Origin of the sequence: Enterococcus sp. S53 (genome assembly GCF_016516865.1) — a bacterium.
Classification (GTDB): Bacteria; Bacillota; Bacilli; order Lactobacillales; family Enterococcaceae; genus Enterococcus_D; species Enterococcus_D innesii.
In genome coordinates this window covers 49,553-73,037 of record NZ_JACVUH010000004.1, presented here as the reverse complement: position 1 = coordinate 73,037, position 23,485 = coordinate 49,553, and the positions used below count along the sequence as shown (strand labels likewise).

22 protein-coding genes and 1 pseudogene are annotated in these 23,485 nt (G+C 45.1%); 14 read left to right on the top strand and 9 right to left on the bottom strand.

The window, feature by feature from the left end:
- Positions 1-50: 50 nt before the first annotated feature.
- Positions 51-1,073 carry a YeiH family protein gene (locus tag IAE45_RS07280; protein WP_060791641.1) on the top strand — a complete coding sequence of 341 codons (1,023 nt, stop codon included), beginning with the start codon at positions 51-53 and terminating at the stop codon, positions 1,071-1,073.
- Here the strand turns inward: IAE45_RS07280 and IAE45_RS07275 are convergent.
- The 7 genes from IAE45_RS07275 to IAE45_RS07245 all read right to left on the bottom strand — a co-directional run bounded on the left by IAE45_RS07275 (position 999) and on the right by IAE45_RS07245 (position 7,888).
- Positions 999-1,547, bottom strand: a complete 549-nt coding sequence (locus IAE45_RS07275) for a GNAT family N-acetyltransferase (RefSeq protein WP_200125761.1) — start codon at positions 1,545-1,547, stop codon at positions 999-1,001. The two genes, IAE45_RS07280 and IAE45_RS07275, sit on opposite strands and share 75 nt — an antisense overlap.
- 214 nt (positions 1,548-1,761) lie before the next feature.
- Complete coding sequence (locus IAE45_RS07270) at positions 1,762-3,201, bottom strand: 6-phospho-beta-glucosidase (RefSeq protein WP_034878166.1); 1,440 nt, start codon at positions 3,199-3,201, stop codon at positions 1,762-1,764.
- A gap of 32 nt (positions 3,202-3,233) precedes the next feature.
- Positions 3,234-4,544 carry a PTS sugar transporter subunit IIC gene (locus tag IAE45_RS07265; RefSeq protein WP_008376519.1) on the bottom strand — a complete coding sequence of 437 codons (1,311 nt, stop codon included), beginning with the start codon at positions 4,542-4,544 and terminating at the stop codon, positions 3,234-3,236.
- A 159-nt stretch (positions 4,545-4,703) separates the two neighbouring features.
- Positions 4,704-5,462 (bottom strand): MurR/RpiR family transcriptional regulator, encoded by a 759-nt coding sequence (locus tag IAE45_RS07260; RefSeq protein ID WP_081117684.1) that lies wholly within the window; start codon positions 5,460-5,462, stop codon positions 4,704-4,706.
- A gap of 57 nt (positions 5,463-5,519) precedes the next feature.
- A complete protein-coding gene (locus IAE45_RS07255) occupies positions 5,520-6,446 on the bottom strand; it encodes an ROK family protein (protein WP_015508756.1) in 927 nt (308 codons plus the stop codon).
- Between the two features lie 75 nt (positions 6,447-6,521).
- On the bottom strand, positions 6,522-7,073 hold the full coding sequence (locus IAE45_RS07250; protein WP_195265556.1) for a GNAT family N-acetyltransferase: 552 nt from the start codon (positions 7,071-7,073) through the stop codon (positions 6,522-6,524).
- A 161-nt stretch (positions 7,074-7,234) separates the two neighbouring features.
- Positions 7,235-7,888: a GntR family transcriptional regulator gene (locus tag IAE45_RS07245; RefSeq protein ID WP_200125636.1), complete on the bottom strand. Its 654-nt coding sequence runs from the start codon at positions 7,886-7,888 to the stop codon at positions 7,235-7,237.
- 142 nt (positions 7,889-8,030) lie between these two features.
- Here IAE45_RS07245 and IAE45_RS07240 point away from each other — a divergent pair, with 142 nt between their 5' ends.
- The 9 genes and pseudogenes from IAE45_RS07240 (at position 8,031) to IAE45_RS07200 (ending at position 15,565) form a co-directional block, all read left to right on the top strand.
- Positions 8,031-8,951, top strand: a complete 921-nt coding sequence (locus IAE45_RS07240) for a phosphate/phosphite/phosphonate ABC transporter substrate-binding protein (RefSeq protein ID WP_200125634.1) — start codon at positions 8,031-8,033, stop codon at positions 8,949-8,951.
- Between the two features lie 2 nt (positions 8,952-8,953).
- Positions 8,954-9,771: pseudogene (phnC, locus tag IAE45_RS07235) on the top strand (phosphonate ABC transporter ATP-binding protein).
- Entirely contained in the window at positions 9,758-10,552 is a 795-nt protein-coding gene (gene phnE, locus IAE45_RS07230; RefSeq protein WP_086294369.1) for a phosphonate ABC transporter, permease protein PhnE, read from the top strand. Before phnC ends, phnE begins: the two are co-directional and overlap by 14 nt.
- Before the next feature lie 15 nt (positions 10,553-10,567).
- The gene (locus IAE45_RS07225) at positions 10,568-11,353 is read left to right on the top strand and encodes a PhnE/PtxC family ABC transporter permease (protein WP_200125632.1); all 786 of its coding nucleotides are present in this window, start codon (positions 10,568-10,570) and stop codon (positions 11,351-11,353) included.
- Between the two features lie 14 nt (positions 11,354-11,367).
- On the top strand, positions 11,368-12,084 hold the full coding sequence (locus IAE45_RS07220) for a tyrosine-protein phosphatase (RefSeq protein ID WP_200125630.1): 717 nt from the start codon (positions 11,368-11,370) through the stop codon (positions 12,082-12,084).
- Positions 12,085-12,272: 188 nt separating this feature from the next.
- A complete protein-coding gene (locus IAE45_RS07215; protein ID WP_200125759.1) occupies positions 12,273-12,641 on the top strand; it encodes a YxeA family protein in 369 nt (122 codons plus the stop codon).
- Between the two features lie 297 nt (positions 12,642-12,938).
- Positions 12,939-14,285 (top strand): amino acid permease, encoded by a 1,347-nt coding sequence (locus IAE45_RS07210; RefSeq protein WP_142426422.1) that lies wholly within the window; start codon positions 12,939-12,941, stop codon positions 14,283-14,285.
- Positions 14,286-14,392: 107 nt separating this feature from the next.
- On the top strand, positions 14,393-14,821 hold the full coding sequence (locus tag IAE45_RS07205) for a DUF1761 domain-containing protein (RefSeq protein ID WP_142426423.1): 429 nt from the start codon (positions 14,393-14,395) through the stop codon (positions 14,819-14,821).
- Positions 14,822-15,064: 243 nt separating this feature from the next.
- Positions 15,065-15,565 (top strand): hypothetical protein, encoded by a 501-nt coding sequence (locus tag IAE45_RS07200; RefSeq protein ID WP_142426424.1) that lies wholly within the window; start codon positions 15,065-15,067, stop codon positions 15,563-15,565.
- Positions 15,566-15,674: 109 nt separating this feature from the next.
- Here the strand turns inward: IAE45_RS07200 and IAE45_RS07195 are convergent, their stop codons facing one another.
- Entirely contained in the window at positions 15,675-16,811 is a 1,137-nt protein-coding gene (locus tag IAE45_RS07195; RefSeq protein WP_081117690.1) for a serine protease, read from the bottom strand.
- Between the two features lie 422 nt (positions 16,812-17,233).
- Between IAE45_RS07195 and IAE45_RS07190 the strand changes: the two genes are divergently transcribed.
- The gene (locus IAE45_RS07190) at positions 17,234-18,598 is read left to right on the top strand and encodes a hypothetical protein (protein WP_142426425.1); all 1,365 of its coding nucleotides are present in this window, start codon (positions 17,234-17,236) and stop codon (positions 18,596-18,598) included.
- Between the two features lie 25 nt (positions 18,599-18,623).
- Positions 18,624-19,376, top strand: coding sequence for a hypothetical protein (locus tag IAE45_RS07185; RefSeq protein WP_185932298.1), 753 nt, complete (start codon positions 18,624-18,626; stop codon positions 19,374-19,376).
- Between the two features lie 82 nt (positions 19,377-19,458).
- On the opposite strand, the gene IAE45_RS07180 is transcribed toward IAE45_RS07185, so the two are convergent.
- Positions 19,459-20,388 carry a methyl-accepting chemotaxis protein gene (locus IAE45_RS07180; protein WP_200125629.1) on the bottom strand — a complete coding sequence of 310 codons (930 nt, stop codon included), beginning with the start codon at positions 20,386-20,388 and terminating at the stop codon, positions 19,459-19,461.
- A gap of 218 nt (positions 20,389-20,606) precedes the next feature.
- Between IAE45_RS07180 and IAE45_RS07175 the strand changes: the two genes are divergently transcribed.
- Together IAE45_RS07175 and alsS are read left to right on the top strand one after the other, a co-directional pair.
- Positions 20,607-21,566 (top strand): alpha/beta hydrolase, encoded by a 960-nt coding sequence (locus tag IAE45_RS07175; RefSeq protein WP_086293658.1) that lies wholly within the window; start codon positions 20,607-20,609, stop codon positions 21,564-21,566.
- A gap of 253 nt (positions 21,567-21,819) precedes the next feature.
- The gene (alsS, locus tag IAE45_RS07170; RefSeq protein WP_086293660.1) at positions 21,820-23,472 is read left to right on the top strand and encodes an acetolactate synthase AlsS; all 1,653 of its coding nucleotides are present in this window, start codon (positions 21,820-21,822) and stop codon (positions 23,470-23,472) included.
- Positions 23,473-23,485 lie beyond the last annotated feature (13 nt).

Here is a 23,485-nt window from a genome sequence, read left to right as displayed (position 1 = left end):
TAACTATTATACCAATAAATCCTACTGATCGGTCAATCTGTGTATAATGGATGTTATATGAAAGGATGAAAGCAATGAAGCAACGACAAACAGCTTTGATACTTCCCGGTTTGTTCCTGTCCTTTTCGGTAGCCGTCATCGCCCGAATCATGGCTTTGGCTGTGCCAAAATTAGGGGGAGCAACCCTTGCTATTTTATTAGGAATCATTTTAGGAAATACACTGTTCAAGCAAGAACGCTATCAAGTCGGGACGAAGGTTGCGGAAAGTCGTCTCTTAGAATATTCGGTGGTTTTGCTGGGCTTTACCGTCACTTTCCAGACCATCAGTGAAATGGGCCTTCGGGGCTTTCTCTTTATTTTGCTGATGATGAGTTTGGTCATTACCGCTGCTTATTTGATAGGGAAAAAAATGGGCTTTAATCAAAAGATGAGCCTGATGATGGCAGGCGGCAACGCTGTCTGCGGGTCCTCTGCGATTGCGGCGATCGCACCAGCCATTGATGCCGATGATGAAGAAAAAGGGCAGATCATCACCTTGGTCAATCTTTTAGGAACAGTGATGATGCTGACGCTGCCGTTTTTAGGCTTGGCCTTATACGGCGATGATCTGTTGCAAAAAAGCGCCTTACTTGGTGGCACGCTGCAATCCGTCGGACAAGTCGTGGCGGGGGCTAGTTTGATTGATGCCGACACCGTCAAATACGCGATGCTCTTTAAAATCGCGCGCATCATCATGTTGGCAGTCGTCGTCATTGTTTTTGAACGAATGACGACAAAGACCCCCACCAAAACCAAAGCCAAAGGCAAGCTGCGGCTGCCGATCCCTTGGTATGTGTTGGGCTTCTTGACCATCTGTATCTTGAACAGCTTCTTGCCGCTGCCTAGCTGGTTGAATGAGGGCGCTCATTTTATCAGTACGTGGTTTGAAACGACGGCGTTGGCAGCCATCGGTTTGCGGCTGGATTTCCGCAAGTTTTTAAAAGAAGGCCCGCGCTTTTTATTCTATGGCCTTTCCGTTGGCGCCGTCCAAACCGTGGGTGCTGTTGCATTGATTTGGTTGCTGCGGCTCTAATGTTTTCACATAAAAGCGATCCATCGTGGTATGCTGTGCCGCCAATAGTGGCTGGGGCAATGCGCGATAGCCGGCTTTTTGATAGACATGCAAGGCTGCTTCTAAAGAATGATGGGATTCTAAATAGAGTTGCCGATAGCCTAGTTCAAAAGCTTTGGCCTCGATTTTCGCCAGCAGAGGATAGCTGAGACGCTGCCCTTTGGCAGCATCACTGAGATAAAATTTTTGCAGCTCGGCGATTTGCCCTTCTGAATCATAAGCGGCAAGACCACCGCCACCTAAAAGGGTCCCTGATTCATCGGTGACGACAAAATAATGGCGGCTAGCAGGATCTGCTGCATAAAATTCACTTAAGTGGTCTAACTCGGGATCAAAATAGGCAGTTCCTGGAACCGCCAACTGGTGGTCGGTCAAGCTTTTGCGAATGATAGCAGCTAATGGGGCATCATCTTGAGATTGGATCGGACGAAATATCGGCTTCGTGCAGTTCCTCCTTAATGTAAAAGTAAATGAATAGCTATAGTGTACCACAGCATCGAGGTAGTGTTTAGTGATGATAAGAAAAGCCATCCTCGCAATGGCGCCCCTCTTTAATAAGAAAACCGCCCCCTCGTTGCCAGGCTCCTAATGTGAAAAGGAGGATGGCGCAACGAGGGGGCGGTTTTTGTGTTCGTCATGGAAGCAGTAATTAGAGCGTTTCACCATTAGAGGCGATCACTTGCTGGTACCACGCAAAGGAATCTTTTTTCAAACGATTCAAGGTTCCTTTGCCGGTATTGTCTTTGTCGACATAGATCATGCCATAGCGTTTCTCCATTTCGCCGCTGCCGAAGCTGACGATATCAATGATCCCCCAAGGCGTATAACCTAATAGCGGTACACCATCTTCAACCACCGCTTTTTCCATCTGTTCGATATGCTCTTTCAGGTAAGTGATGCGGTAGTCATCATGAACTTGCTGTTCATTGGTTAATTGATCGTAAGCACCAAAGCCATTTTCTACGATAAATAGCGGCAAGTCATAGCGTTGATAGATCGTATTTAACACATAGCGCAACCCGACTGGATCGATAGGCCAGCCCCAATCAGAAGCACTGATATAAGGATTACTCACGATTTTTGCTCCCGGGATATCCTCAGTTGGTGTGCCAGCCACTTCATCAAGGGTTGAGATCGTTCCTGACATGTAATAGCTGAACCCAATATAATCAACGGTTCCCGCTTTTAATAGCGCTTGTTCCTCGGGCGTGATCTCAATCGTGATGCCTTTTTTCGCCCAATATTTTTGCACATAGGTTGGGATCTTGCCTCGTACGTGGACGTCACTGTAAAAATAGCGCCGTTCATTGGCTTTGACGGATGCCATCAAATCAGCGGGTGCGCAAGAGTAGGGGTAGACTGGGACATAGGCCATCATACAGCCAATCTGAAACTCTGGATTGATTTTTTTGCCTTCGATCACGGCTGCCGCACTGGCAATCAACTCATTGACGCCCGCTTGAAATACAAGTGCTTCTTTTTGACTGTCATCCTCGATGATCATGGCAGAATTGGTCCAAACGTGTAGCGGCTCTTGCCCATCTGCTTGATTATTGATCTCATTGAAGGTCATCCAATACGTTACTTTGTCACGATACCGTTGAAAAACAGTCTTGGCGAATTTGACAAAGAGGGGAATCACTTCTTTGTTAGCAAACCCACCAAATTCTTCATAGAGGGCATAAGGCATTTCAAAGTGGGACAAAGTGATCACGGGTTCGATGCCGTTTGCCTGCAATTCGTCGAAAAGATCATCGTAGTATTGGAGACCGGCTTCATTTGGTTCTTCTTCTGTTCCAGTTGGATAGATCCGACTCCAAGAAATCGATGTCCGTAGACATTTCAAGCCCAGCTCTTTGAATAACTGGATATCTTCTTTGTAACGGTGATAAAAGTCAATGGCTTCATGGTTCGGGTAATACTCTCCTTCAATGACGCCTTTGGTGATTTTACGGGGAATACCGTTGCCACCGGCCGTCATAACATCAGCGGTACTCATTCCACGGCCAGCAACATTCCAAGCGCCTTCCGCTTGATGGGCAGCGATCGCGCCGCCCCATAAAAAATCTTTTGGCATTTTTGCGGACATAAATTTCATTCCTCCTCGACTCATTCGTTTGCTTATAATTCTACTTTTTGGGAACGGTTAGAGGCGATCACGAATGGCAAATAGATCAAGACCGAAATCGCAAGACAAACGACACCGACAACCGCAGCGATCGCATTTCCTCCAGTTCCTAAAAAGAGATTAATGATTCCGGGGGTCGTCCATGGTACCCCAATCGCTGGGGTCGGCATGATCGGCCAGACAACAGTGACAAAATAGCCCACTAAAATATTGACCATTGGCGTTAAAATAAACGGAATGATCATGATTGGGTTCAAGACGATCGGTAGACCGAAGATCATCGGCTCATTGATTTGGAAAATTCCTGGAACTAAGGACATCTTAGCGATCTCACGTTGTTCGGGACGTTTTGAGGCGATGAAAATCGCAATGATCAAGCCCAATGTCATACCAGTTCCGCCCATATTTGCGAACATATCATTTAAAACGCCCCAAGTTTCTTTGTAAGGAACGTCCCACAAGGAGCCGCCTTGGTTGATAAAGTCTAGGTTAGCTAGGTCCTGTTCGGTAAAAATCGCTGAACGAACCGCATTCAAAGTATTTGGTCCATGGATCCCGATCGCAAACAACGTAGTTTGTAAGAACGCCAAGATCAAGACACCGACGACATTGCCCCCCAGATCCCGCAATGGACTTTGGATCCCATTATAAATCAGTTCATTGATGCCTTCTGGTGCGATCATCAAAACTAAGAAATTGATCAAAGCAGTGACTGCCACGATGATCACGATCGGAATCATGCCAGAAAAGGAACGAGAAACTGCTGGTGGTACCATTTCAGGCATTTTGATCTGCAGTCGTTTGACTTTGAAAAGCTTCGGCAAGAATTCACCGACCAAACAAGCCACGATCATAGCTACGAACAACCCTTGGGCGCCTAAATATTGTGTGGAGATCACATTGACATCATCTACTGCAAAGGAGGTCGGGTACAAGATCATAAAGGCAGCGACACTTGTCAAACCAACTAGCGTAGCATCTGCTTGAAAATGTTTAGCTAAAAGTTGGGCAACAAGAAACGCAATGAATAAACTCATGATGTTGATGGTCCCGTTCGCCACGGAAGCTAGGACTTGCTGAGCACTTTCCAGATTAGGAAAAAGCCGATTCAGTTGAAATAATTGCACGATGAAACTCTCATTGGAAAATAAAATATTGTTGACCAAAATAACGAGAGAAGAAGCGATGGTCAGTGGGAAAATCAGCATGAACGCATCCCGGATCGCTGCTACGTGGCGTTGATTGTTCAGCTTTGTTGCGATTGGTACCAACGAGCGGTCTAACAGGTCATTGAATTTTTGCATAATAATAACACCTTTCCTTAATTGATGCCATCATTATAGCGAATGAAAGCGGCTAAAAGTAAGCGGATACGGATTCCGTACATATCTCTCAAGAAATGAAAAAAATTCCGCAGCCGGAACACAGTGTTACAAAAAAAGATGGTTCAGTAAACTGAACCATCAAGGGTTGGAACGATAATCTTGCAAATAGCCGATCAGTGTTTCTAAAATCGCTACTGAAGGCAATTGACTAGTCAAATCAAGAAAGATGTCTTTGCGTTCCTCTTTGATCGCATACTCGATCGAATAATCGCACAGGCGTGCCAACGTACTTTCCCGATTGGGGGTAATGCAATATTTTTGCACGATTGCCTGATTCTCTAAGCCAGTAATGACTTCGATCAGTTCTTTGGTTTCACCAGAGACACTCAAAAAAACCAAAACATTCTTTTGATCTTTTCGCAAAAAGCTTTTGATTGGGTAGGTCAGTTCATCAATGCTGATGCTAAAGTAACCGAGGCTGGCTAGTTTGCGGGCAACGTATTGCGCGATCGCACCGGATGCCCCCATCCCCATAAATAAGATCAAATCGGCATCCCGCATCGCTTCGGCGAGTTTTCGTATTTGGTATTCCGCATCAGGGTGGAAGATCTGCATATTCAAGCCTTTGATGCGCGCTTCTAAACCTAAGTGTTCAGGATGTGCGTCAAAATGGGCTTTTTCTAAATGATTTTTGATATAGAAGCGAAATTCTGGAAACGACTGAAAGCCGACTTTTTGAATAAAACGAAAGACCGAAGTCGAAGAGACATGAGCATCATCGGCAATGTCGCGTACGCGCATATACGGGATCTTTTCTAAGTGATTGACGATAAAACGGTAGATTTCTTGTTCTACCGCAGAGAGCTTGTTCAAGTTTAATTGTTCAAAAAGCGCCATGCTGGTTCCTCGCTGTCCTAGATAATCAATTTACACCAGTATAGCATATCCGAACTTTTAACGGTGCAGCTGTTGGTGGATCTGATAGACTGCGCCGATCAAGCCGGCATCGTTTTTTAGCTTCGCTGGACGAACAGGCGCGATAGTTTGTCCGCGCAAATAATTGATCGCTTCATGCCGTGTTTCCGTGATCGTTAAGCGAGCCTGCAGGCGTTCCCAGAAATAAGGATTGGCACTGATGCCGCCGCCGATCAATACCAATTCTGGGTCAAAACAGCTAATCAAATTGATCAGTCCTACAGATAAATCCGTTAGAAATTGGTCCGTCAGCTTCAGCGCCAACGCTTCGCCTTGCTGCGCGCGGTCAAAAATCTCTTTGGCGTCTTGGGTGGGTTCAAAGCCAGGAACTGCTGCGCCAGCTAAATTGTAGAGGCGAATCAAACCGCCTACGACAGCAGTTTTTTTATTGATGGAACTTTCCTCGATATTGCCTTCTTCTGGCAGCTGATCGATCACCATCCAGCCAAATTCACCAGCCATGCCATGAGCACCTCGGTAGACTTGGTTATTGATCACGATCCCACCGCCTACACCAGTGCCTAGGACAAGACACAAATAGTTGGCAGCCTCTTGCGCATTCCCGATCCATTTTTCAGCAATCGCTGCTGCATTGGCATCATTTTCCACCGCCACAGGCAATCCTGTACGCGCTTCCAAGACTGCTTTAAAATTTTCACCATACAACGATTTGATAGCGCCCGCCGTTAACATAAACCCGTCTTTTTGAACGATCCCTGGGGCACTGATCCCAATGCCATCAATCGTGTGGCGGCTCTGGGCATCTTCGATGATCGTGAGTAGATCCTGATAAAACTGGGCTGGCTCATAGCTAGTAGGGATCGCTGATTTTTCAAGGATCGCTCCGGTTTCATCTAAAACCCCATATTTAATACTTGTTCCGCCAATATCAAATCCTACGTACATCCTTCTTCCTCACCTTCTAAAACATTGTTGCCTTAAGTGTACCATCTGGCAGGAGGAATTTTTTTCTTTTTTCAGCTATTTTTTGCCTGCCGTTTCCGCTGCATCCAAATAAAACAAAATGTCACTTTTGCCTTCCTGATTGGTGCCTTTGTATACCTCCGTATCCAGACCTCCGATGCGAAAGCCTGCCCGCAAGTAGAACAGACAAGCAGAAGGATTGTTGTCCTGCGCTTGTGTATAGATGCCGCGATAGCCTTTGGCAAGGGCCGCTTTCAGTGCCTGTTGGATCAGCAGTTGACCGACTCCTTGCTGGCGGTAGTCTGTGTTGACTTTTAAGTCATAGAGGTACAGATACTTGAAAAAAGCGTCTTGAACGATTGCTAAGCCGATGCATTTTCCATCATCATAAGCACCGATAAACAGACTGTTTCGGCTCATTTCATCATAGCAATAATTTTCATCTGGGAAACGCATCGTCTGAATGTCTTCAGGTGCAAATTTACAGATTGTGTACTGCCAGTTGCCCTCATTATAAGTCGGCAGCATTTTCCCCCATAAGGAGAAGGGTTCGTTTTTCAAGCGAATGTCAGCTTGGTGTTCTTGATCGATCAGTTTGATTTCTAGCATGAGGCACCTCGTTATCTTTTATAAAAGCAGTTGTTTGGTTTGATGCGGTTGTGAGCAGTGTATATGTCAATGTTTCGCTACTAGGGGAACATTCCCATGTACTTGTTAGCAATTTCAAAGCAGATTTCAATCGATATCGTTAAGGTATAGGCGTTTCGATTTTACAAATACCCATAATAAAGAATCTGATGATTGGCATATTGCTGGTAGTCTTTCAAGCAGCCAATGGCTTGGCTATAATCTTCTGCTCGGAGATGGTCGATGTAGGTTTGGAAAAATTGAACCGTCGACAGTGTTTTTTTAGGCGAATTTTTAGGATTCGCCATTTTTTTATAGATTGAGGCACTAATGACACGGCTGCTCAACCATTGGTAGGTGCTGACCAGCAGATCGTTGGGGCTGGCTGCCATGATCGCCATGTAGACTTCTGGCATCTTGTTCATATAATTGACGTAATCCATCTGCTGTCGGTACGTTTTGGCTTCATTCAGCAGCTGTTGAATGTCGTCCATAGCAAAACTCCCCAAGCCAGCAGCAACCTGCTCAGTGGTTAAAATCAGCCAATTGACACAGATTTGCGTGATATCGGCTAGTTCTTTGATTGAAGCTTCCCGCAAAACGACCCCGCGGTTTTTCTTATAAGTGACCAATTTTTCGTGTTCCAGCTGTTTTAAAGCAGAGCGGATCGGGCTGCGGCTATAGCCGGTCGATTTGGACAAAGAAGCTTCCGAAAATGCTTCGCCGACTTTGATATTTCCTGTGAGGATCTCACTTTTTATTTTTTTATAGACAATGGTTTCGATGGTTTCTTCCAACGTCGTTTCCTCCATTTGTGGGTTTACAAGACCTTTACGTAGTTTTTACCCGTTCTTGATGACGCCTTTGTTTCAATCAAAGTATACTACATATTGTTAGTAGTATACTACTAAACAAAACGAAAAGTGAGGATTTTTTATTATGAATAAAAAACAGTGGGCTTTGGTTGGTCTCATTCACATTTTTGCACTAGGCATGCTGGGAGGCTGCGGGAAATCAGCAGCATCGGCGGATGCTAAGGATGGACAGTCAGTTGATAAACTGACGATCGTTCAAATACAAGATGAAACAAATCCAGACTCTGGTCAGAAAAATGAGCAGTTCCGTTCAGACATGTCAGAGGCGTTAGGAATTGAAGTGGAAGAATTAGAAGGTGCTGACTATTCAGTCGGGATCGAAGCATTGAAAGCAGGGAAGCTGGATGTCTTACTAGTTAGTCCAATGAGTTATTATCAAGCCAAAAAAATCGCAGGTGCAGAACCACTAGTGACAACGACTTCAATGGGCCAAGAAGAATACAAAACGCTTTTCGTTGTTGGAAAAGACGATACCACGACGCAGTCATTAGCTGATTTAAAAGGAAAAAGCTTTGCCTTTGTTGATCCTGCTTCTTCTTCCGGCTATATGTACCCTAAGGCGAAATTAGTCAAAGAGTTGTCATTAGATCCGAATCAATTAGAAAATCCCGGCTACTTTTTTGATACTGTTGCCTATTCAGGCAAGCACGATTCCAGTTTGATGGGGGTAGCCAAAGGAGATTACGATGCCGCCGCAGTGGCTGGACAGGTTATCACTTCATTAGTAGATGCTGGGATGATCCAAGAAGACGATATCCGAGTGATTGGAGAAACAGAGACGATCCCGAATGCCCTCTTCGTCGTTCGCTCCGATTTGCCAGCAGAAACCAAAGCGGCATTGAAAGAATTTTACCTTACCTATGAAAACGAAGAGTATTTTGAGACCTTCTATGGCAGCAAAGAGGTTCGTTTTACCGAAGCAAAAGATGAAGATTATGAAGTGGTACAAGAAATGGTCGAGATCCTTAACTTAGAGGAGGAATAGTCATGGCGAATAACTTATTAGAAATCAAGCAGTTGAGTAAAACCTATGATGGGAAAAAATATGCGTTGTCGCAATTGATCTGACGGTGGCAGAAGGGGAATTTATCGTCGTGATCGGGCCATCGGGTGCTGGGAAATCGACCTTTATTCGCTCAATCAACCGCATGATCGACCCTTCTGAGGGGCAAGTGATCTTTGCGGGGACGGACATCACCCGTGCGAAGAAAAAGCAGCTGCGACAGATTCGTTCAGAAATCGGCATGATTTTTCAACATTACAATCTGATTGGCCGTACCAATGTGCTTAAGAATGTCCTGCATGGGCGTTTAGGGAAAATTCCTTTTCGCAAAACGGCTTTCGGGCTGTATCCTGAAAAAGACAAACAAGAGGCGGTCCAACTGTTAAAAAAAGTCGGTCTACAAGAGCAGATGTACCAGCGAGCCAATGCGTTGTCTGGGGGACAGATGCAACGAGTTGGTATATGCCGCGCCATCATGCAGCAGCCGAAGCTGATCTTGGCGGATGAACCGATCGCTTCTTTAGACCCTAACGCTGCGAAAGTCGTTATGAAACAGTTGCAAGAGATCACCCAAGAACGCCAGATCACCTGCATCGTCAATCTGCATCAAGTCGATTTTGCCAAGGCGTATGCCACTCGGATCGTCGGCGTCAAAGAAGGAAAAATCGTCTTTGACGGAAAGCCCCAAGAATTGACAGAAGCGATGATTACACATATCTATCAAGGAAAAGAAGAACAGCAGAGGTTAACGCAAGCAACGATTCCCGTAGGAAAGGAGCAGTTGACCTATGGAGAAGCCTAGATTCGTGATTCCGTTGAGGGTTGAATCAAACAAAGGACGAATCTTGAACGGCTTGTTGGTAGTAGTAGCTGTTCTATTGTCGTTTGCCTATTTGCAAATCAATCTGGTGGAAGCCTTTCGGTCACTTCCAGCATTTGTGGGATTTTTTGTGCAAAACTTTTTCCCAGCAAATTTTACAAACATCCGTAGTTACTTGCCCTTGGTGGCAGAGACCGTCTTGTTTGCGATCGTTGGCACTTATCTCTCGGCTTTTTTGGCTTTTGTCTGCGGGTTGCTGATGTCAGAGCAGACGAATCCGTATCCGCTAGTGCGGACGAGTGTCCGCATGGTGATCTCTTTTCTGAGAAATATCCCGGTACTGGTTTGGGCATCGCTGTTCGTTTATATTTTCGGCATTGGGAATATGGTGGGGCTATTGGCATTGACCGTTGCGACCTTAGGTTTTCTGGCTCGTTCTTATGCGGATTCGATCGATGAGATCGGCAGCAGTAAATTAGAAGCGCTACGAGCAGCAGGCGCCTCTTATTGGCAGATTCTTTTTCATGGATTGATTCCTGAATTTATTCCTTCTTGGATCAATTGGACCTTATTTTCTTTCGAAATTAATATTCGTGCGTCTTCCATTTTAGGAATGGTGGGGGCAGGAGGAATGGGGATCATGATTCAGACCAATATTCGTTTATTTAAATACCGCGAAGCGTTTGCCCTGATTATTCTTTTAGTTTTGCTGGTGCTATTGACTGAATTTGCAGTCAATCAGCTTAGGAAGCGAATTGCCTGATTGAAGGAGGAAGCGATGACAACAAAAATTGCATTATCTACGAAAAAAGAACGACTGCTGACTATAGGCACGATTTGTGGCCTCGTCTTGTTGCTGATCACAAGTGTGGCTTTGCTGGACTTGGAGGTCGCGCGCTTTATAAGCCGTTGGCAAGATGCTGGGACGATTTTGGCAAAATTTATGACCCTCGACTTTTCAAAAATCATTCCAGCGTTGGGCCAATTGTTTGTGTCCTTGTGTATGGCGATCTGCGGCTTATTCATCGGGTGGCTCATTGCACTGGTATTAAGCTTTCTCGGAGCAGCCAACACCACACCGCATCTTTTCCTTTCAATGCTTATCAAAGGGAGTGTAGCGGTAGTACGGGCCGTTCCAGCCCTTGTGTGGATCTTGATCGTGGTGGCTAGTTTAGGATTTGGGAATACCTCGGGGGTTTTAGGACTGGTTTTCCCGACGGTGGGGTATTTAACAAAATCCTTTATCAGTTCGATCGAAGAACAAGACGCGGCAATCATTGAAACGATGCAAGCCACCGGTGCCGGCTGGCTGCAAATGATTACAGAAGGCCTGCTGCCTAACTTGAGCAGCCGCTTTCTAGCCTGGACGTCGATTCGTCTAGAAGGCAATATCGCTGAATCGATCTCACTCGGAATGGTAGGCGCCGGTGGAATCGGCATGCTCTTGACGCGGGCGATCGGTCAATACAATTATGGTGAAATTTCGATGTTGATTTTGCTGATCTTTTTCACGATGATCAGTGTCGAATTAGGGATCGGACAAGTCAAAAAACGAATGAGATAAGGAGACGATCAAGAATGTACACACGATTGCCATTAAAAGGAACCTATAATACAAGAGATTTAGGCGGTTATGCCGCAAAAGACGGAGCAACTGCCTGGAAGCGTTTCTTAAGAAGCGACAGCCTAGCCAATCTACATCCAGAAGATATCGCTTTTTTACAAAGGTACCAGCTGACGACCATCATTGATCTACGGACGACCTTAGAGATCGAAAAGGAACCAACACCTGTGATCGACGGTGTGGAGAACTGGCCGATCTCCTTGATTTCAGAAACGATGGGGGATGTGACCCGACTGGAGCAGCCGCTGATTTTCAATATGGCGGAACTGTATATCCAGATGATTGAAGACCGTAAGGAGCAAATCAAACAGATCATGGAAACGATGGCGGCTGCCGAAGGTTGTGTGCTGTTTCATTGTGCGGCGGGCAAAGATCGGACGGGTGTGATCGCTATGCTGCTGCTTCAACTGGCAGATGTAGCAAAAGCCGATATCATTGCTAACTATCAAACGACGCACACCTATTTAGCTGCTAACCCGCTGGTAGCTCAGCAAGTCCAAACGATCACGAATGAGATGTGGCTGTCAGCACCTGAGTACATGTTGCCCGTCTTAACGCATCTTGAAGAAACCTATACGGATGCGTATCATTATTTGCGGACGATTGGTGTCGCGCAAGAGACCCTCGTTCATTTGCAAAGCAAGCTGATCGATGTGGCAGTGACGGTTTAAGGTCACGAACAAACGGAACATCTAAGTGAGGGACCACCGCTTCTTTTTAAAAAGTGGTCCCTTTTTGTCTTAGTCACAATGACCGACGGAAAAATACGTCTTAAGTTTGATTATATTTATCGCTTGTTTTTTTATACTGAAGGTAGATAGAAAAAACGGAGGACAATCACTTGAAGAAAGCAATTAGTATAATCCTGCTCGTGTTAACGATCGGGACCGTCACATTGGTTACATGGTCTTATTTTACGAAAGATGATTCCGGCGAACTGGTTCAGCTGGTGGATCGTTTCAATCCTTTCGTACCGGAGAAAAAGGTTTATGTCAAAACATCAGACGAATACGGCGTGCCGCAAGAACACGATGCCTATGAATATACGCAAGAAGGAATCAATGAAGATGGACACAAAATAAAAATCACGTTTTGGGCACCACAAAAATTAAAAGAAAATGCCTACCTAGAGCTTGATGCAAAAGGTAAACATGTGGAGTCGTATCAAGAGGTGACTGAGCAGGATCTCCCTGACGCTATCAAAGACGAGTTGCTTACGACCCATTGATCATAGAGCCTGCTTGAAAAAACGGACAGAAAGTCATTTCCCACAAGTCGGGAGATGGCTTTTTTTAGTGCCTTCGCCTAAAGAAAAGCTCGCCAATATTTGATTTAGGTGAAAAAGATTAGAGGAAGATAGAATTTTCAGAAAAAATAGATAATTTTTTCAATTCTTAGTTGCAATAGCAGAAACGTCTGGTATTCTCTATGAGGTAGTTAAAAAAAATCATTCATAATAATTAAAAATAATTACGGTGGGAGAAGCACCATGTATGAAGGATCAACGGTTTTCGAGGAGGAGCTTATGACAGAAAAAAATCAATTAAAAAAACAGATGAAAACCAGACACATCACTATGTTGGCGCTAGGTGGTGCAATCGGTGCCGGCCTATTCAAAGGCAGTGGGGAAGCGATCCAGTTAGCGGGGCCTGCGGTCTTGCTGGCGTTTATTTTTTGCGGGCTGATCTTATTTGTCGTTATGACAGGGCTGGGTCAGTTGGTCTTATCTGACCAAAAACAACATGGTCTTTCGGGCTTAGTCCAGCCGTATCTCGGCGTGCACACAGCCGATTTCATCGACTGGATCTACTGGTCGATGTGGATGATCAACATCATCGCCGAAGCAGTTGCCGCCGCAAGCTTTTTGCAGTTGTGGTTTCCCAATATTCCAGCTTGGATCTTTGTTTTGATTTTGGCACTACTCACGACTATCATCAATTTGTTTTCGGTCCGCTTGTTTGCAGAAACGGAATACTGGCTTTCGTGGGCCAAAATCAGTGTGGTGATCGCGCTGATCTTGGTGGGTCTCTATCTGGTTGCCACGCAAGTTTTAGATCTGGGCTTTTTACCGACGATGAGACAAATGACAGACTATGGCGGTTTTGCCCCTCATGGTCTCAAAGGATTTATCAATTCTTTATTGGTCGTAATCTATTCTTATGGCGGTTCTGAGTTAGTAGCCATCACGATCAGTGAAGCAGAAAATCCCAAAAAAGCGATCCCTCAAGCAATCAAAGGAGTAATGACTCGGATTGCCGCTTTTTACATCATTCCCTTGTTTCTTTTACTGATCATTTATCCGTGGAATCAATTAGCAGATCCAAATGTCAGTCCCTTTGTAATGGTGTTTCAAAAAATCCATGTGCCTTTTGCTTCCGACATCGTTAATTTAGTGATCATTTTGGCTTTGTTTTCCTCCATCAATTCTGGGGTCTATGCTTCTTCAAGAACGTTGTTTTTCCGGTTAAGCAACAATGGCCAGAAAAAAAGCCGCTTCACGATGCTGAATAAAAACTGTGTGCCCCAACGAGCGATCATGTTTTGCAGCGGTACTTTATATCTTGGGGTCGTACTTTCTTACTTTTTAGGCGACAAACTCTTCAATTATCTGGCAGGCTCCCTGTCGTATACTGTATTACTGATTTGGTTGTTGATCAGTGTGGCGGCGTTTGTTTTGGTACGCAAGCAGAAGAAAATGGGCTATACGATTTTTTTGGGTGGGGCGATCCTTGCGTTGCTTTTGCTGTTTGTCGGTATTTTGATCACTAACCCATTGGCGGTCACTGGCTTCACCGCACTATTGTATACGATCATTTTTCTTAGTTTTTATTGGAACCATCGAAAAATAGGGAAAACCAGTGAAAAAAGTTGAAGAAACGTCCCTTAAGACATAAACTGATGGGGAAGGAACCCCGCGTTCGGTTGTTTCTTCGGTTCTCAGGAATGTGACGATAAAATAAAGTGTAGGAGAAAACGAAAATGGTTAATTTTTGGACATTGATTTTCGGCACCCTCAGCTGGGTCGTGGTGGAAAGTCTGCTTTACAATCCGATGCATAAGTGGGGGAAATTTTGGGCGAAAGAATCAGGAATGGCAGAGAAGATGGCTGATCAGAAGATGACGACCGGTGACATGCTCTTTACCTTTGGCGGAACGATCGTTGGTGGGATTCTCTTATCGGCAGCGACCTATCAAGTCGTCTATTGGTTTGCCACATTCGATCATGATGGCTGGCTGATGACCTCCTTGCAAGTCGCTTGCTTATTATGGCTAGGGGTGTATGGGGTCGCCACCTTCGTGATGGCTGTTTACTCGGGACAGTCCCGTAAATTAGTTGGGCTGCACCTTGTGAATGGGTTTCTAGGAGTGATCGTTTTAGGGCTTGTTGTCGGACTAATTGGACAATAGGCAGCGATCATATCCCAGCGAGAACGTTCAAAGATCTCAACGAATCAATCCTAAAGAAAGCCGATCTTGTCTCAACAAGGTTGGTTTTTTTGCGCGTGGAATTAATCTCATTATAAAAAAAAGCTATAAAAGCAAATTGTTTATGCTATACTGAAAATAACTCAATTTGACAGGAAATACAAACCCACGGGTTTGCGAAAAATCATGAAAGAAGGAAACTTAGGGACAACGAGGAGGGGAAAAATGAAAACGAAAAGCAAGTTAGGTAGAAGAATGTTTGCTACCGTTTGTTTAGCGGCGTTATTTTTTTTGGCAAGCTGCAGCCGCTCAGGGGTTGACTCTGCAGCTGCGAATCAAGTATTGACCAATAGCAACAGTCATCAACAATATGCTTTGTATCTATTTGAAGATGGAAAGATCACTGTCAATAAAACGCTGACTTTTTTTACCAATCCGAATCAATCACCTGCGGATATCGCGGAGGAACAAGAAGAACAGTTAGCGCAGATCAATGAACATCTACAAGCAGAGTTTCCCAAAAGCAAAGCACTGACTGCGGCAGACATTGGTCCTATGCACACTTTTGAAGTGACAAAGGCCCAAGTGATCATTGATCAAGAGAAAAAGGAAGTGCGCATGACTGGTGATGATTTTGAGAAAGTATTCAAAATGGCGGACAACAATGACAAGCGTCTGATAGATGACGAACAAAACGAGTACGAGTTTTCTTACGATGAGAAATAGCAAGTGATAAAAAAGCGGCTGTCTCCGACGAGACAACCGCTTCAGACTGTAGACAAACCTTAGACAAAAATGAGGTTTGTTTTTTTTCGTTGCAAAATATTAGTGGCTATTACGGAAAACATTTTGCGCAAGGAGTAAGTCCGCGACTTTGCGCTTCTGCTAAAGTGGCAGGCGTGTAGGTACCGTTGCCGCATTTTCTCGTATGATATTTCGAACCTGTTGGTGTAACGAGGACCGACGTTTGGGCTTGATTGCTAGCAGCGGCTGGCTGACTTTGTTCTGGCACAGCGGCGGCTGCCTGCCGTTCTTCCTCCGCCTTGGCTTGAGCGGCTGCTTGTTCGTTGGCAGCGATTGTTTGCGCCACTGTTTTTGTTCGAGTAGCTAATTCCTCATCGGGGGTCTTGAGACGAGCGACAGCATCTTCTGCACGAGCAAGGGTATCTTTTGTCGGCTCCGCCTCTGCCGCTTCCACCGCTTGGACAGCTTCTGCAACGAGTGCTTCTGCTTCTTTCTCAGAAATCTTAGTTTCTACAGTGGATAACCGACCTTCAAATGTTTCCTTGTTCAAAACCGCTTGTGCGACCAATTCTTTTGCCTGATCGAAATCACTGCGTTCAAGAGAAGCTTCAGCGGTATCGAGGGCTTTGCCGATGGCAAGGTGTTCTTCAACTACAGCTAGCCGAGTAGCGAGATCTTCGTAGGTTTTACTTAAAGCATGAATCAGCGTCACGGCTTCGTCGTAATTCTTTTGGTTTGGCTGGGATTCGGCAAGAGCCAGTGCCGTCTCAGCTTTTTCCAGTGCTGCTTGTTCTTGTCTTTCAGCTTGCAAACTCGCTAGAAATGCGCGAGAAGGTTTGACGGTGACGACTTCTTCTTTGGTGCTTCCACCCATGGAGGCTTGGAGAGAAAATTCCTGTTCCTCTTCATCTTGAAGTTGCACGGTGTAAGAAAATGTTTCGTCCGCCAGCGAAACCTCCACCCCGTTGATCGTCAGTTGCGCTTCTGGGTTGGTTTGTCCCGTAATCGCCGCTTCGCCTTGTTCGTTGGTAACCAGTTCTGCTTCATCTACGTGAAGCTCCGGTGTTGCTGCTGGAGTCATTAGTGCTCCGCCAATCAATAAGAGAAAACCACCCATAAAAATAACGATCTTGTTGCGAAGCGGCTTTTTCTTGATCAAACTAAGAACAAAAAAGATTCCGCTTACAACCATTGTCAAAAAACCAATAACAAAAATAAACATCCCCATAACTTTCTTCAGTTCCTTTCTTGTGAATATTTTAATTATAACATTTTTCCTAACTTATAAGCCATTCATAACCGGTAATCAATGCTGATAAGAGTAGAAGGGAGTAGCAATCGCAAATCAATATCTATTTTTATCAATAAAAAATAGATTTCTTTAATTTTTTGTTATAATATGATACGTAACTGGCTGTTTTATCTGTATTGTCTTTTTCGAAAGGGCACTTAGTTTCAGTACATTTTTTTGCTTCATCACTGAAAAAAAACGTTAAGATCATACGTAATGAAACGAGCAAACATCTGTAAATCAGCAGGTTCCTGTGGTATCTTCCCCCCAAAGCCGCCATAAAAATAGACGGTTCTTCCCTCTAAAAAAATCAACTAGGGTATCAACAAGAAAATATGTATTCAAAAAAAGGAGTAAAAATGAAAATCACCCAAATTCAATGTCCCAGCTGTTTGGGACGTCTAGAAGTTGATTGGGACTCAGGAAAAGCTGTCTGTCAGTATTGTTTGAACGAGTTGCTGATCAAACCGGAACTTCAAAAAACGGAACAAAAGAAACCTGATGCCACACTCAAAGATTTAGCGCACATTCAAGGATCAGTCAAAGAAGGCTTCTATCCCTTTGCCTATGACGAAAAGGGGTGTCTCCAGGCCTTGAAAAAGCAGCTGGCTTGGCAGGACACCATTTCGGAAAGTGTCTTTTTTGAGCTCGAATTAGTTCAGCTGAAACGTGTATTTATCCCCCTGTATTATTTTCAGATCGATTATGAAGCCCAAGTAAGAGGGGCTTATGTGCATCAGGAACAGCAGAGGGGACAGGGGCGTATCAGTGCCAGCATTCATTTACATAGCAGTGGCAACACCACGGTTTTCAGTGAAGTGTTTCCGACGGATGCCCAAAAAGAGGCTGATTACAGTATCAATGGCAAACTGCCGCTGCATATTAAAAAAGAAGCCGCTTATTGCACAGAGATGCAGCAGTTTTCGGCACATAACCAAGACGTCCAAGTGCTACCTTTTGATATTTCTAGGGAAACGGCACTCGCTGCTCCCCATTTATTGGAAGCCTTTGAAGCGGGAGCGAGAGACTATTTGATTGGAACAGAAACCCCAAGCGAGCTTCAACTAACCCTTTTTCCTAAGCATTGCGATACGGAAAAACTGTATTTTCCTTATTATCTTGGCGAATTCAGGTACGGAAACCAAACCTATTCTTTCGTGGCTGATGGTACCGATGCTGAACGGCTCTTTCCAACCGAGCTTCCTGAATGTGAACAGCTGGTGCAAGTCAAGAAAAGTTTTTCTAGGACCAGCAGTGTTCTTTGGCGGTTCTGCTATACCTTCTTTTTTGTGGGATTTTTTTCTGGAATTACTTCGAATCTTCTATTTGATGGGTTTTTATTACCGGCCGTTGCCTTTAGTCTGCTTACCTCATCGATCGTCCTGTTGCTTGCTTGTCTTGCGACTTGGTATTTCTTGCTCGTACCAGAGGTCAAGTTTTTCTCAGAATACGGCAGATTCAAAGCGGAACTTTCTCAAGCATTGAGTCAGCCGGATGCATCAACAGCTGCCGTGAAGAAAGCTTTTGAAGCGCGTAGGAAGAAACTCGTCCGGAAAACAGTATTTTACAGCAGTCTCGAAAATATGGCGTATGAATTCGCCTTGATCCTTTTTTTAGCATTCCTGATTTGGTATTTCGGTTTTTATGGCTTATCGCTTCTAGTGCTGCTGGCGTTTGTCAGCTGGAATACGATCCGTATTTTTACAACGAATAGCTCTGATTGATGCATCGAAACGAAAGGATGATCCTATGGATATCATTCCCATTCAATGTCCCCATTGTTTAGGGGAACTAGAAGTAAACTGGGGTGTTGGTACGGCAATCTGTCTGTATTGCCGCGGCAAAATGGTCATCAAATTGCCCTTTGACCACGCCAAAATTGCCCAGTCCAGTTCCCTGACGGACAAACAGCTTACGCTAACCCAGCTGGCGGCTCTCTTGAAGAAAATCAGTCTGCCATCTGCTGCTCGTAGGGAAAACGCACCATCAGCCGACGTTTTCGTTGGACGGGAGCAGCCAAAACCAACGTCAAGAAACCAGACGTCTCCGATTCAAAGGGCGCCCATCCATCAGCACAACCAGCGACAAAACCGTTTGACTGCCTTTTTTCAAAAACAAAATTTTTTGTTCTATTTCTCTGGAGAAAGACAAGTGCTGCCACGGCAATGGCAAAGCCAAGTCCTTGCTAGTTTTCAAGTGCCTGAAACGGAGACACCTCTGGCACTGCTAACGGCAAAGATGACGGGCAAGAAAGCGAATGCGGGGCTGCTTTTTGGCGTTGAACGAGTGTATTTGTGCACGTACGAAAAAAAAGAAAAACGAATAGCCAGTTTTTCCTGGAGTGTTTGGACGAACCTTGCCTTTGAGATCCAGCATAAAATGTTTAGTAGCTTTTTGGTGATTCAACAGGAATACCGCATTCCTCTCCAAGCATTGGGCTTTGCGACCCAATCATTTTTGCAAGAATTACAGCAGTTGTTGCAAGAGATGGAGGCTGGCTAGTACTAAGTATCAATAAAATCAAATAAGGGATCAAATTATTGGTCAAAAAAAAGAGCGTCGCAAACAGCGGCGCTCTTTCACTTCATGTGGTTTCCAACTCAGCATCGTTGGTCTCTGTTAAATACTCGGCTTCATCGTTTAAAAGACTGGCCGTCGTTCGCAACGTGTCGTAAGAATGCAAAACGGCAGCGAGACTTTTTTGCGAATCACTGATTTTCATGGTCGTCGAGTCGGTACTATCTAACACGACTAAGGCTTGTTGGTTGATGGCTTGCATGGTTGTGGCAATGGTTTGGGTCAACTGCTTGGTCTGTTCGGCTAATTTTTGCATTTCATCGGCAACTACCCGAAAGCCAGCTGCCTGTTCGCCGATGCGTGCTGTTTCGATGGAAGCGTTGAAGGATAGCAGTTTGGTTTGTTGTGCAATGCGGTCGATGTCATGCAGCACCGCTGTCACCTGTTGGCTATCCATTTCTAAGGCATGGGTCGTTGCTTGATTTTGATCAGACAGCCGTTTGACTTGCGCCAAGTTCTCTGACAAATGATCGACTTGCTGGTGCCCGTTGGCAGAAAGTCGTGTCAGGGAGGCAGCACTTTCTTGCACTTTTTTGATAGTGACCGCTAAGGCTTGTTCTCTTTGGGTAATGTCAAAAGCGATTTTGACGACATTGACGACTTCTTGCTGCTCATCGAGGACAGGGAAGTAGATCCCTTCTAAAATCAGTTTTTCTCCTTGTTTGTTTTTCCGAATGATTTTGTCTTGAAACCGTTGCTTTGAGTAAAGCAGTTGATTCCAGAAAGCTTGGTAATCCGTACTGACAGCATAATGGTCAAAACAAAAGGTCCGATGCGGTAAGCCAATGATTTCTTCTTGGCTGTACCCTAGGATATCAGTCATGTTGGCATTGGCGAAAACAACTTCTTTTTGCGGATCAAAGACTATGACAGCGAGTTCTTGAAAAATAGCAGCGAGCAGACGGTTATTTTGTGTTTCATCTAATGTGAATTTCATACGTACTTACCTACGCCTTTCAGTTTTTTGGGAAGTTTACACAGCGAGTGTCTTACAGTTATCGGTCATGAAGGTAAGGCAGTTAAGAGTGCAAAAACCACCTTTTTTGTCGAACAAAATGCTTGGAAACAGAAGAAAGCAAGATTCTTTGCATCAGAATGACTTGGTGGTACCCTTAAGGTCAACACGAACGATTTCAAACAAAAGGAGAGAATCGTATGACAGATAGAATTTCGTTGGAAAAAGCAGCCGTTGAATTTAGTGAGGCAAATGCACCGCACCCACGGATCTATGAATTACCGCCAGAAGAAGGGCGCGCATTATTGGAACAAGTCCAAGAGTCACCCGTCAATAAATTGGCGGTTGAGATAGAAGATCAGACCGTTGATACAGGCGAATGGGGGACCATCAATGTTCGTTTTGTTCGTCCTGAAGGAAATCATGCGATTCTCCCTGTCATTTATTATCTCCATGGCGCGGGTTGGGTCTTCGGCAGTGCCGCGACTCATGATAAATTGATCCGTGAATTGGCGGTACGAACCAACTCGATCGTCATTTTTCCTGAATATAGTCGTTCACCAGAAGCAAAATACCCAACGGCGATCGAACAAAATTATGCGGTCTTGCAGCAATTACCGGGATTTGTCGATGTCAAAGGCTTAGACCTTAGCCGTTTGACCGTGGCTGGCGATTCCGTAGGTGGGAACATGGCGACCGTTATGACCTTGTTAACGAAAGCCCGTGGTGGCATTCCGATCGCACAACAATTATTGTTCTATCCTGTGACAGATGCCCGCTTTGATACGCCTTCGTATGAAGCATTCGGTGAAAATTATTTTCTGACCAAAGAAGGGATGCAATGGTTCTGGGATCAATACACGACGGATGAAACACAGCGGAATCAAATTACCGCTTCTCCTCTACGCGCGACCAAAGAGGAGTTAGCCGATCTGCCGCCAGCGTTGATCATTACAGGCGAAGCAGATGTCTTGCGGGATGAAGGGGAAGCCTATGCGCAGCATTTACGAGCAGCTGGCGTGGAAGTCACCCAAGCACGGATGCAAGGGATCATCCATGATTTTGTGATGGTCAATGCGATGGATCAGACCCAAGCCGCACGAGCTGCCATGATACTGGCTGTCGGTTGGTTGACGGAAAAAAATGTCCCCGCAGAATAAGAAACCGACGAAAGAACTTCTTTTTAAGCGGTGTTCTGATACAGAAAAGGATGTATGGAGTGGAGCGATCCACTCCTTTTTTTGTCGGAAAAATGGAAAGACATACACCTGCAGTCTGAAGCAAATGCAAACGCTCTCTAAAAAACCGCGTTTTTATAGTACAGATATTAATAAGTGTTTTTCGTTGATAAATAAATGAAAAGTGCTATTATATGTATTGTGATTAATACAGTTTTTGAAAAGAGGTAATACAGTGAGTGCAAAAGGATCAGAAATCATTGTTGAAAGTTTAGAAAATCATCGGGTGCCTTATATCTTTGGGATTCCTGGTGCAAAAATCGATGGCGTCTTTGACGTGTTGAGTGAACGGGGACCAGAGTTGGTTTTGGCACGACATGAACAAAACGCGGCATTTATGGCACAGGCAATCGGTCGCCTGACAGGAGAGCCAGGAGTCGTCATTGCAACAAGTGGACCAGGAGCCAGTAATTTAGCGACTGGGTTGGTCACGGCAACTGCCGAAGGCGATCCCGTCTTGGCACTAGCAGGCCAAGTGAAGCGTTCTGACCTTTCAAAATTGACCCACCAAAGCATGAATAATGCGGCGTTGTTTGCGCCGATCACGAAATTCAGCAGTGAAGTCCAAGATCCTGAAACCCTTTCTGAAAGTATTGCCAACGCTTTTCGCATCGCAAAAACAGCGAAAAAAGGGGCGAGCTTTTTATCCATTCCTCAAGATGTGACAGACGGAACTGTCCAAGGGGCAGCGATCAAACCACTATCTTCGCCTAAATTAGGCAGTGCCGATGCAGAAGATATCCAGGCACTCGTCGATCGGATCAAAGAAGCCAAACTGCCCGTCTTACTCTTAGGGATGCGGGCTTCAGGCGTCAAAGAAACACAAGCGATTCGTCATTTAGTTGCAAAAACTGGGTTGCCTGTCGTAGAGACCTTCCAAGGCGCTGGGATCATTTCTCGTGAATTAGAAGAGCATTTCTTTGGCCGCGTCGGCTTGTTCCGCAATCAGCCCGGTGATATGCTGTTGAAACGCAGCGACTTAGTGATCGCTGTGGGGTACGACCCGATCGAATACGAAGCTCGCAACTGGAATGCGGAAAAAGATGCCCGCGTGATCGTCATCGATGAAGTACCGATGGAGATCGATCCATTTATGCAGCCCGAAGTTGAACTGATGGGCAGTATCGCGAAAATTATTGAACAGCTATCAAAAGCCATCGATCAGTATCACTTGAGCGAAGACGCTCGCAACTATTTAACGACGCTGCAAACCAAACTCAATGAAAAACCAGCGGATGTCGAAGGCAGCAACAATACCTTACATCCCCTAGAAATCATCGATGCTTTGCAACAAGAAGTGACCGATGACATGACGGTGACGGTGGATGTCGGCAGCCACTACATTTGGATGGCCCGTCATTTCCGCAGCTATGAGCCACGACACCTGCTCTTTAGTAATGGCATGCAGACCTTAGGAGTCGCTTTGCCATGGGCGATCGCTGCAGCGCTCGTGCGACCAAATACTCAAGTGATCTCTGTATCTGGCGATGGTGGCTTCTTGTTTTCTGCCCAAGAGTTAGAAACAGCCGTCCGTTTGAAACAAAACATCATTCACTTGATTTGGAATGACGGTACCTACAATATGGTGAAATTCCAAGAAGAAATGAAATATGATCGTGCTTCTGGGGTTGATTTTGGACCAGTTGATTTCGTAAAATATGCCGAAGCATTTGGTGCCAAAGGTTTGCGGGCAACCACTAAACAAGAATTGATGGCAGCCATCGAAGAAGGCTTTGCCACGGATGGTCCAGTGATCATTGACATCCCTGTGGATTATTCAGATAATGCCGATCTGGGCAAAACGATCCTACCTGATCAATTTTATTAAGACCAAAGGAGCA

Bases quoted from the DNA above. Each gene is read 5' to 3' on its own strand.
- IAE45_RS07255 (WP_015508756.1), bottom strand. From the start codon at position 6,446: ATGTACGTAGGATTTGATATTGGCGGAACAAGTATTAAATATGGGGTT.
- IAE45_RS07175 (WP_086293658.1), top strand. From the start codon at position 20,607: ATGACAGATAGAATTTCGTTGGAAAAAGCAGCCGTTGAATTTAGTGAG.
- IAE45_RS07260 (WP_081117684.1), bottom strand. From the start codon at position 5,462: ATGGCGCTTTTTGAACAATTAAACTTGAACAAGCTCTCTGCGGTAGAA.
- IAE45_RS07195 (WP_081117690.1), bottom strand. From the start codon at position 16,811: ATGGGGATGTTTATTTTTGTTATTGGTTTTTTGACAATGGTTGTAAGC.
- IAE45_RS07185 (WP_185932298.1), top strand. From the start codon at position 18,624: ATGGATATCATTCCCATTCAATGTCCCCATTGTTTAGGGGAACTAGAA.
- phnE (WP_086294369.1), top strand. From the start codon at position 9,758: ATGGAGAAGCCTAGATTCGTGATTCCGTTGAGGGTTGAATCAAACAAA.
- IAE45_RS07220 (WP_200125630.1), top strand. From the start codon at position 11,368: ATGTACACACGATTGCCATTAAAAGGAACCTATAATACAAGAGATTTA.
- IAE45_RS07205 (WP_142426423.1), top strand. From the start codon at position 14,393: ATGGTTAATTTTTGGACATTGATTTTCGGCACCCTCAGCTGGGTCGTG.
- IAE45_RS07265 (WP_008376519.1), bottom strand. From the start codon at position 4,544: ATGCAAAAATTCAATGACCTGTTAGACCGCTCGTTGGTACCAATCGCA.
- IAE45_RS07180 (WP_200125629.1), bottom strand. From the start codon at position 20,388: ATGAAATTCACATTAGATGAAACACAAAATAACCGTCTGCTCGCTGCT.
- IAE45_RS07200 (WP_142426424.1), top strand. From the start codon at position 15,065: ATGAAAACGAAAAGCAAGTTAGGTAGAAGAATGTTTGCTACCGTTTGT.
- IAE45_RS07240 (WP_200125634.1), top strand. From the start codon at position 8,031: ATGAATAAAAAACAGTGGGCTTTGGTTGGTCTCATTCACATTTTTGCA.
- IAE45_RS07280 (WP_060791641.1), top strand. From the start codon at position 51: ATGTTATATGAAAGGATGAAAGCAATGAAGCAACGACAAACAGCTTTG.
- IAE45_RS07270 (WP_034878166.1), bottom strand. From the start codon at position 3,201: ATGTCCGCAAAAATGCCAAAAGATTTTTTATGGGGCGGCGCGATCGCT.
- IAE45_RS07210 (WP_142426422.1), top strand. From the start codon at position 12,939: ATGACAGAAAAAAATCAATTAAAAAAACAGATGAAAACCAGACACATC.
- IAE45_RS07225 (WP_200125632.1), top strand. From the start codon at position 10,568: ATGACAACAAAAATTGCATTATCTACGAAAAAAGAACGACTGCTGACT.
- IAE45_RS07250 (WP_195265556.1), bottom strand. From the start codon at position 7,073: ATGCTAGAAATCAAACTGATCGATCAAGAACACCAAGCTGACATTCGC.
- IAE45_RS07190 (WP_142426425.1), top strand. From the start codon at position 17,234: ATGAAAATCACCCAAATTCAATGTCCCAGCTGTTTGGGACGTCTAGAA.